The sequence below is a fragment of the Thiocystis minor genome (genome assembly GCF_016653465.1).
Classification (GTDB): Bacteria; Pseudomonadota; Gammaproteobacteria; order Chromatiales; family Chromatiaceae; genus Chromatium; species Chromatium minus.
In genome coordinates, this window is the sequence record NZ_NHSQ01000059.1 from 1 (window position 1) to 2597 (window position 2597).

3 protein-coding genes are annotated in these 2597 nt (G+C 61.8%); all 3 read left to right on the top strand.

From position 1 onward, the window contains the following. Positions 1-150 precede the first annotated feature (150 nt). A complete protein-coding gene (locus CCR95_RS06625; protein ID WP_201092938.1) occupies positions 151-768 on the top strand; it encodes an IS607 family transposase in 618 nt (205 codons plus the stop codon). 182 nt (positions 769-950) lie between these two features. After that, positions 951-1715, top strand: coding sequence for a pyridoxine 5'-phosphate synthase (gene pdxJ / locus CCR95_RS06630; protein WP_201092940.1), 765 nt, complete (start codon positions 951-953; stop codon positions 1713-1715). Positions 1716-1961: 246 nt separating this feature from the next. Continuing rightward, positions 1962-2597: sugar phosphate nucleotidyltransferase (locus tag CCR95_RS06635; protein WP_276570233.1), on the top strand; the 636-nt coding region annotated here is incomplete at its 3' end.

Consider the following 2597-nt stretch of genomic DNA (forward strand, 5'->3'; position numbering starts at 1 on the left):
CAACTGCTCTGGGGTAGACTGGAACATGGGCGACCTCGTTTAGCTTCTCCGAAGCGTTCTTGGCGGAACACCAATTTTATCAATTGGTTAAACGAGTGTCGCCCGTTTTTATGAATAATCCGGGCTAAAACTGCTCCTTATGAGCAAAATATGCGCATCAACGAGCTTGCGAAACGGATCGGGAAAGCGCCCTCGACGATCCGGCGCTGGGAGCGCGAAGGCAAGCTCGTGGCCAAGCGCCATCCGTCCGGGCATCGCTACTTCGACGAAACGGACGTGCGCCTGCTGACGGGCGGTGTCCCCGAGCGACGCGCGGTGGTGGTGTACTGCCGCGTCTCGAGCGCTGGGCAGAAGGACGATCTGGCCTCTCAGGTGAAAACGATGGAGACCTACTGCTTGGGCGCCGGGATCGCGGTCGACGAGTGGATACAGGAAATCGGCGGCGGGATGAACTTCAAGCGCAAACGCTTTCTGACGCTGGTCGAACAAATCGGACGCGGCGAGATTCGCCAACTCCTCGTGGCCCACAAGGACCGGCTGATGCGTTTCGGCTTCGACCTGTTCGAGCACCTCGCCCAACACAACGGCTGCGAGGTGGTGGTGGCGAATCAGGAATCGCTCTCGCCTCCGCAGGAAATGGTCGAGGATTTGCTGGCCATCGTGCACACTTTTTCCTGTCGGCTGGACGGGCTGCGCAAGTATCAGGGCGAGATCAAGGCCGATTTTCCGGAATGCTCCGTCACGCCACCCAAGGCGCGCAGCGAATGAAAGTCACGCGCACCCTGCAAGCCGCCGCCCCGCCGGAACTCACGCCGATCTGTCAGGCGATGGGCTATCTGCGGGGGAACATCTGGCGACGCAACGGCGCGCTCGGCTTTTTATGAAAAATTCGCGTTAAATCAATTTCTATAAAGAAGTCTCATCTGGAGTTCAGTGCAGTGGAGAAACCGATGCGTACTGACGATCGCAGCCCCAACGAGATGCTGCTGGGCGTCAATATCGATCATGTTGCCACCGTCCGACAGGTGCGTGGCACCCTTTACCCCGAGCCGATTCAGGCCGCGCTGGTGGCCGAACAGGCCGGCGCGGATTCCATCACGCTGCATCTGCGCGAGGATCGCCGGCATATCCAGGATCGGGATGTGGAACTGCTGCGCGACATCCTCCACACCCGCATGAATCTGGAGATGGCCGCGACCGCCGGGATGGGCGTGATCGCCTGCCGTCTCAAACCGGCGGATGTCTGTCTGGTTCCGGAACGGCGCGAGGAACTGACGACCGAGGGCGGTCTGGACGTGGCCGGCAATCAGGCCCATCTGACCGACTTCTGCGCGCGGCTGACCGAGGCGGGCATTCGGGTCTCGCTGTTCATCGACGCGGAGCCGGCGCAACTCGAAGCGGCGCGCGCGGTGGGCGTGCCAGTGATCGAGATTCACACCGGACACTATGCCGATGCAAGCTCGCCGCGCGAGCGGGCGGATGCCCTGACGCGCATCCGTCAGGCCGTCGATCTGGGGCTGGCGTTGGGTCTGGAGGTCAACGCCGGACATGGACTCGACTATCACAACGTCCGGGCGGTCGCGGCCATCCCCGGCGTGCGCGAACTCAATATCGGACACTCCATCATCGCGCGGGCGCTGTTCGTCGGGCTGGATCAGGCGGTGCGGGATATGAAGCGCATGATTCAACCGCGCCTCGCCGATCGTCCGGCGTGACCGCGAGACGGATGGCTGGCTGCTTCTGCTCGCGTGCAGGGCGCAGGTCATGTCGTGGACTCGCACCCTGGGATCGCCGAGTTGTACTCGGCACTCCAGTCGTCAGACCGGAGTAAGACGCCGACTCCAATTCGGCAATCCCGTGAGTCGGCTTCCAAACCCCACGCCAGAATTGGCTTTTCGCCCCGCGTTCCCGCTAGACTGTGCGGCTGTGACGACCGGTCTCCATTTATCCGAAGAAGCGCCATGTCCGCCGATACCCTGATCCTCGTGCTTGCCATCGATCGCGGGGCTGGTCCCGATCCCCTGACCATCCACCGCACTAAGGCCGCGGTGCCGTTCGGCGGCAAGTATCGAGTCATCGATTTCAGTCTGGCCAATTGTCTGCATTCGGGACTGCGCCAGGTGCTGGTCCTGACCCAATACAAGAGCCACTCGCTGCATAAGCATCTGCGCGACGGTTGGTCGATCTTCAACCCCGAACTACGCGAATTCATCACCCCGGTGCCGCCGCAGATGCGCGAGAACCAGGAATGGTATGCCGGTCCGGTCGATGCGATTCGCCAAAATCGCTATCTGATCGAGCGCAATCGCGCCAGTCAGGTGCTGGTGCTCGACGGTGGCGCGGTCTACCGCATGGACTACGCCGAACTGGCGCGGGCGCATCGCGAATCCGGGGCTCAGATCACGGTTGCGGTGCGCGCAACTTCGGAGCCGGGGTCCGGAACCCAGGCGCGGGTTACGATCAATGACGAGGAGCGTATTCTGGGATTGGCCGAACCTGCCATGCTTCATGGGAGCGACGACGGGGAGGGGGTTGAGCGCAACGAACACCTCGAAACCATGGGCGTCTATCTGTTCGACAAGCAGTTTCTGCTTGAA